This is a genomic window from Paracoccus sp. (in: a-proteobacteria) (assembly GCF_039808215.1).
In the GTDB taxonomy this organism is placed as follows: domain Bacteria; phylum Pseudomonadota; class Alphaproteobacteria; order Rhodobacterales; family Rhodobacteraceae; genus Paracoccus.
This window is the reverse complement of record NZ_JBDHSP010000036.1, coordinates 22,417-29,586: the sequence shown is the minus strand read 5'-3', so window position 1 is coordinate 29,586 and position 7,170 is coordinate 22,417. Positions and strand designations below refer to the sequence as shown.

Annotated in this window: 3 protein-coding genes; all 3 read right to left on the bottom strand. The window is 61.9% G+C overall.

From position 1 onward, the window contains the following. Window positions 1–124 precede the first annotated feature (124 nt). The 3 genes from WMK75_RS12165 to WMK75_RS12155 are packed head-to-tail and all read right to left on the bottom strand — an operon-like array spanning window position 125 to window position 7,159. Window positions 125–1,399: a hypothetical protein gene (locus tag WMK75_RS12165; protein ID WP_347267930.1), complete on the bottom strand. Its 1,275-nt coding sequence runs from the start codon at window positions 1,397–1,399 to the stop codon at window positions 125–127. Continuing rightward, window positions 1,386–4,577, bottom strand: coding sequence for a UvrD-helicase domain-containing protein (locus WMK75_RS12160; RefSeq protein WP_347267929.1), 3,192 nt, complete (start codon window positions 4,575–4,577; stop codon window positions 1,386–1,388). The genes WMK75_RS12165 and WMK75_RS12160 overlap by 14 nt, the downstream gene beginning before the upstream one ends. Then, window positions 4,574–7,159, bottom strand: a complete 2,586-nt coding sequence (locus WMK75_RS12155; protein ID WP_347267928.1) for a PD-(D/E)XK nuclease family protein — start codon at window positions 7,157–7,159, stop codon at window positions 4,574–4,576. Before WMK75_RS12155 ends, WMK75_RS12160 begins: the two co-directional genes overlap by 4 nt. Window positions 7,160–7,170: the final 11 nt, after the last annotated feature.

The window sequence follows — 7,170 nt, the reverse complement described above, 5'->3', positions numbered from 1 at the left end:
CCGGCGCCTATGGTGAACCGATCGGCGATCTCGCGCATGACAGCGCCATCCGCGGTGAATCCACAGATCCAGCCGAAATGTCCTGTATAGCCAGGCGGTGGGGAGAAAAGATCAAGCAGTCTCGTCATGCGTCACGCATCACTTCGAGCGCAAGCCGGCACAGGTTGTGCAGGCGGTAGAGACGCATTGGCTCTTCAATTGGTTCGTCGTCAGGCGCGGTATCCTCCGTGGGGCTGCTGACGGCCTTGTGGTCCGGGTGCAGGCTGATTGTGCTCTCCTCCAGCCGCAGGACGATATCGTCGCGCCTCACCATATCACGCAGCAAAGTGGCATCATCAGCATTCGAGACGGTCTCAGTGAGAAAGGGCGCAAGTTCCCGGGGTGGAGACTGAGGTCCGCGGCGGGTCTTGAACTGGCTCGCCACTGATCGAAGCTCATTCAGCCTCTTCTGAAGGTTTTGGTTCTCCAATAGCGTGGCAACCCTTGCTCTGCCGCCGTTAGTATCCGAGAGTTGCGCCTGCACCTGATCGAGAACAGCAAAAGCGGCGGCATAGGCCCTGAAAAAGTCCTGCGCCCAGTTGAGTCGCATTGCCTTTGCAGGATCGCGCGTGGCCATATGATCGCTGACCCTTGCCACTAACGCATCGGCATCGAGCGCGGAATCACTGGGCAGCAAATCGCGGCAGGCTCGCCAAAGGGCGCCGCGCATTGCGCATTCTTCTTCCACGCCAACCGTTTCCATCACGCCAGAGAAGTATTCGCGCAGGGGTTGGGGCAGGGGGCACATCGGGGAAATGAGTCTCAACTCCTTGCTGTTTTTCCTTGCGGTCCAGGCCGTTCCACCCAGCCAGGACCAAAGCATCGGAATTGCTTTGCTTGTGTCATCGCGACCTATCGTCAGTCGCAGGAACTCTTTCCCCCGGTCATTCAGTTCATAGCTGTTGAAGCGGCTGTTTGCGGCCGTAACCAGACCCAGTCGGGGCAGGCAGGCGCCCATGCCCATACGAATTGGCTGGCTGACATAGCCTTGCCCACGGGCGAGATCTCGCAGTCTTAACCCTTCGACGCTTGTGATCCGCTGCAGCTTGCGCGCGCCACGAATGCGATAGGCCATGTCTTCGCCTACGCCGTCTCTGATGCAGTGCCAGCAGGCCATGGCCTCGAGCCCTTCGGCAATTACAGAAGGATTGACTTGCTTTCCTGTTAAGCGCTGTGCGGCTGCGAACTCGATACCGATCAGGGACCAGACAATGCTGCGCAGGAATGACAGCCCGGCCAGACCCGGCACCGAGTAATCATTGGCAAAACGCACAACTGCCGCCAGTCCGAGGTCGCGGCGGCTACGCGGGCGTCCAAGGCTCTCATGTCCTATGATCCCCCAACTTTCAGACAGGCTCATTTTGCGCCACCATGGGTCCTGGCACAGCGAGCTCCACCCATCCGTGATCGATCCAGAAAAGCGCCACCCCTTGGAGCGGATGCTTCGGGTAGAGCCTGCCGACGAGCGTCGCATAGGCGGAGAGTTGCGGCCAATAGGGGCCAAACCCTTCACCTCCGCCGCCGGATTTGTGGTCGATCAAAAGACAGCCTGCCGGGCCAACGGCGAGAAGGTCGATGGTGCCAGAGATCTCTGCACCCTCGGCGGTGTTGCCCAGCACCGGGATCTCGGCGCGCAGTTCAGTGTAGCCACCAGCCGCAAGCCAAGCTTTCAGCGCCGCTGCCCGCTCTGCCATCAGGGCAAGCGTCGCCTCCTCCAGCCCCGTAGCCCCAGGTAAGGCCGACGCCAATTCGGGTCGCGTAAGGAACACCCGCATGGCAAGGTGCAGCGCGGTGCCACGGGCTGCGTCGCTAACTGTCTGCGACCATGCGGACCCCAGTATGATGCTCCGGCTTTGAGGTGCAGGAGCGGCCGTTTTCATCTGTGATGGTTGCAGCCGCCAGGGCGTCAATGATGTGGAAGGTAGCGGCGCCTGTTTTCCGAACAAAGGCGCATCTGTGTTTGCTGTGGGTGCAAAATCGGTGGCGCTCGCATGTTCTGGCATCGCGACGATGACCGACGGGCAGTCCACCCCGCCAATCCGCAGCATCCCGTGCGCAATCTTCGGTTTGCAGCAATCCTCCAGCACATGGAACTGGCAGGTGGCTTCGGGCGCGTCCTCGTCACGCTCTTTCAAAAAGCTCGGCCACTCCAACACCAGCCGGTCACGCGCACGCGTCAGCGCAACGTAAAGCAGGTTCTTTGCATTGGCCTCGAAATCCGCCCTACGGTCCTCGATAAAGCGCCGCGCCGTTTCAGGTGCTGCAAAGCTTGGCGTGTGGATCAGCGCGGCAGAGGCCAGCACCGCAGACATATCGTCGATCGTGTCCAGCGCTTCGAAACGGGTGGCCGTGGTGCCGGGCCACTCTTCGATCCCGTGGTCAAACTCTGCGACCACGGTGATCGGCCACTCTCGGCCTTTCGACGCATGCCAGGTGACGATCTCAACTGCCTCGGCACTGTCAGCCGATGGGTCCGGTCTACGGTCGAAATCGCGGTCGCCCGAGCGGGCCTCGAGCCAGCCGAGGAACACCTTGGCGGTCTCACCATGAAACCCCGAGGCTGCCTTGAGATCGCGATGCGCGGCTTCGAAATCGCTGGCCTCTGCCTCAAGGCGCAAGAGATCAGCACGCGCTTGGGCCGCATCGGGCTGACGCGCCGCCCAATGGCGCAGACCGGCCGCGTCAAGCACGATGTTCAGCGCGACACTGACAGGCAGACGTGAAAGACGGTCAGACAGAGCCGCCAGCTGCATGAGGACAGGATCATCTGCCAGCCGTCCATCGATCTGTGCGGCCATTGCCTCCTGCAAAGAGAGCGGGTCTGGGCCAAGCGTGCGCAGAAGCACCCCAGCATGGGCATCTGCAGGATTGGCCGCATAGCTGAGCGCCGCCCGAGCCGCCTGCACGACAGGGCTGGCCGCCCAGCCATCCTCGGCGATCCGAACGGGAACGCCGCGGGCCCGCAGCTCTTCGGCATATCGAGCCGCCGTTGCGTGGCGACAGATCAGAAGCGCGATGTCAGATGGGCGCGCAGCCTGCGGGAGGCCGGTTTGCCGGTCGGTGATCGTCTCGGCATTGGTGAGGATGCGCGTAATGCGTTCTGCCACATGCTCCTGAGGCTTGGATGCAGTCCTCACCCCGCGCCCCTTCGTTACCTGCAACACTTCGATCGCCGGGCCGGGCACGGGATCGCGGGTTGGGGCAAGAGGATTATAACCCGCGCCGAATAGCCCTGCGCCAAGGGCGTTGACGAACTGCATGACGGCAGGTGTCGAGCGCCAGTTGCGGTCAAGGGGCTGCGTGGCATCCGGGTTTGCCGCGGCCAGTGCCTGAGACAGGCGCGGATCAGCCCCCTGAAACCCCATGATCGATTGCTTCACATCGCCCACCAGCAAGGTGCGCGGCGCATGCGCGCCCAACTGCCAAAGCAGGGCGAACTGAACCGGGTTCGTGTCCTGGAACTCGTCAATGATGACACAGTCGATTTCGTCCAGAACGGCCTGCCGCACAGAGGGATTAGTGCGCAGCAGGCGTTCGGCCCCGGCGATCATGTCGGCAAAGTCGATCAGACCAAGGGCCTTCTTCCGCGTCTCGTAGGCTTCCATCACCTCTTGGGCGCAAGCGATCAGGCACGACAGATGCAGTTTTGCGTCAGCGAGAGGGCCTGGATGGGAAGGCAAGACATCGGCGGCCTGCATGATCGCTGTTGCCAGATCATCATAGCCTTCAGGTGTCTTCGTGCGGCTGTTTGAAATGAACAGGGCACGCACTGACTGCCAGACGCCCCAGTCCTGATCCAGAAGCGCAGGGTCGCGCTCAATACGCCGAAACAGCGAAAGGTTCTTTTCCAAGGTCTCGCGCGGCCCTTTGGCCGTCACGGTGGCCATACCTCCGTCCGGAAAGGCTGCCAGCATGGCAAGGACTGCCGCCAGCAACGCATCGCGCGCGGCAGCCGGATCAGCAAGTGTCGCGCCATAGACCCGGTCGAGCCGCGCGAGTGCCGGAGCAATCAAGCCCGGATCACGTCCCTTATCCCCCAGCCCGCGCAAGAGGTCGATCATGGCCAGCACGCGAGCCCGCAAGGAATCCTCGACCGTCTCACCCTTTTGCCAGTTGGGTTGATAGCCGAACCGCTCTGGCGCAGCCTTGATCGGGTCGAGCGCGCGTGCATGCGCCAGAGCCTGCCTGATCAAGAGGTCGCGTTCAGCATCGCCCAAGTGGCGTGGTTGCAGGGAGGCGCCAGCAGCAAGGGCATGTTCCGTCAAGAGCCGCAGACCCAGCCCATGGATGGTCGACACATAGGCCCGCTCGACAGCCATAGCCTCCTCAACCAGACCATCGGCCAAAAGTCCCGCCCGGATGCGTTCGCGTAACTCGCCAGCTGCGGCTTCGGTGAAGGTCACCGCAAGGATGCGTTCGGGCCAGACGACCTTGCGTTTGACCCAGTCGGAGAGCTGGGTCTTGATCCGATGGGTTTTCCCAGCCCCTGCGCCAGCGGGCACGATGACCAAACCAAGATCTGACGGGTTCTGGTTCATGCTTCGCTGTCCTCGATCGTGCGGATAAAGGCGGTGACAAGGGCAGAACCATCCGTCAGCGCATAGGGGGTAAAGCCCGCCTCTTTCTTGAAGAAATCCACGTCAGCTGTTGTGTTCAGGACCACGCGCCCCGCACCCAGCTCTGCAAGCCGTTCGGCAAGCCGCCCAACCGCGGCTGCGTTGATCGCATCGCCCATATCCCTCGCTGGTGATCCTTGTGGCAACGCCAGCCCGGATGTCAGCAGACCGCCATCATTCATCAAGTGATAGGCAATGCCGACAGACCGACCGACCAAGGCGTCCATCCCGTCGCCCTCTCGCCGGATCGGGCGGGCGATCATGTCACGATAGAGAGCTGCCTGCAGATCCCAGCCCGCCTCCATCCGTTTACGTCGGCCGGATGTGCCACTTTTCTTGTGGTCAACGATCAGAAGGCTCCCGTCCGGCAATTCAAGGATCGCATCAGCCTTGCCATGCAAATTGATACCATGGGCTTCGCCCGACAGCCAAATCTCGTTCCCGATGATCTTGGCGCCAAGCGCAAGCAAGTGGTCGCGCCAACGCAGAGCGGCCTGAAGGATTTCGCGCTCCAATCCTTGGCGTTCCATGTCCCATGACGCGCTTCGCAAGAAATTGGCGTGACGGGTAAGTGCGCTGTCATAAGCGGCGATCACCGCGTCTGTGAGAGCGGTGCGGTCGGGAATAGGCTGATCCTTTAGGAACACATGCTCGAACACATCATGCGCGATGTTGCCCTTCGCCATGACATCCAGTTCCTCGGCGGACCAAGACAGATCATTGGCCTCGACCTCGGCCAAGAGCCAGGCAAGTGGGCTAACCAAAAGCGTTTCCAGCCGAGATGGCGATTGCGGTTTTGTTGTCCCATCATCCTTGCGACGCAAAGCCAGAAGGTCACGACCTGCGAAGTGAAGGGCCTCGGGCAATTCTGGCGGCTCGGGCAACGGAGGCAGGCGGTGATGCGCGACGGGCCAATCCTCCGGCCGTATGCGCGACACATCTGCGATCAGGTCCGCCCCATCCTCGACACCCGAGATAAAGCGCGCAATCAGCGATAGCCCTGCCGATGGCTGAAGTCGCGCACCAGAAAGGTCCCGCCATGGGATCAAGAAGGTGACAGAGTCAGCAACAGCCTGGAGCTGTTGATCGAACAGGGAAAGGGCCTGTGCCAGTCCTTCGGCCCGGCCGCGCAAACGCAAACCGGTTGCTTCACGAATTTGCGCAATCTCGCTGTCGAGGAACATCGGATTGGCCCGAGGGCGCGTCGGATACAAGCCATCGGTAAAGTCGGCCACGATCAGATGGCGGCACGGTCGCCAGGGGCTTTCCTGTGCCGACCAAAGGCTCACCCCTTCAAGATTACGCTCTGGGTCTCCAGCAGAATGCGATGCGATCTGGATGCCGCGCAGGATCGCTTCCCAATCCGGGCTGCCATCGCCGGGTGAAATTGGCAAACGGGCGCGAACTTCTGCGCCCTGACCGATCTGGCCGCAAATCCGGTCGATCAGAAAGCGCAACTGCGCAAGGCTCCCCGCACTGGCGCGGATGTCGTCCCACAGTTCCTTGTGCGCCGGTGTGCTCGACAGGATACCGCCGCGAAAATCCCCCGCCATCAAAGCTTCGGCCAAGTCGCGTCCAGTCTGTGACGACCAAGGCATCAGGGGGGAGAGCGCGAGGCTTGCCAGAACCATGGCGGGCGTTGGGGGTCGCTTGGCCAGTGCAAGGTGGAGCGCGGTTTCGCCGACGATATCGCGCTCAGGCAGGCTGGCGGGCAGACCAGAGATCGGGACGCCCTGATGCGCGAAGGCGCGTGCAAGTTGATGCGGGTCATGGCCAGTCAGGACAGCAATGTCGCGGGCGGCAACCCCAGCTTCGATCAGGGTTCGAGCGCGCGCGGCGGCGAAATCCGCACAGGCCGCCAAATCGCGCAATCCGTAGAAAGCGAGGCTGTCGTCCATCGCCTTAGCGTCTATCTGCGGGGCAGCAATACCGCCCTGTATTGCATGAAGCCCGGTTCCAACCGGGGCCGCGCGGCTTGCTGCGGGTCCTTCAACGCTGCCAAATTCCCGCTCCAATCGCGCATAGAGCGCGGCCATGATGGCCGGCGCATGGGGATCGAGCGAACCTTGGACCACCGGCAGAGCATCGAGAAACTGGCCATGCGGTAGTTCGAGGACATGGCGCACGGGCGCAAGGCCCTCTGGCAGCGCATCGCCAAGGCGGCCCCAAACTCGGATGAGCGCATCAAGATGAAGACCAGCCCGGCTGTTTGGCAAAGACCCGAGCTTTGGCAAACGCAGATCGGTCGTGGCCAGGATCAGATCTTCCAAGGCGGCGGTCACGGCAGAGATCGTCTCGACCGGCGCGTTCGCGAGGCTGTCGCTCCAGACAGGATCTGGGGCTTCGGCAATCGCCTGCCCTGGCGCCCATTGCACGGGTTTCGGAGCAAGGGACAGTTCCGCGAGACCGGTGTCTGTCAGCCGATAGTGCAGACCAGAGCGTGGATCGCAGACAAGAAAAGGATAATGCATGGTGTCCCTCGACTTATCCGACCATTCCTGCATCGGATCGTTCA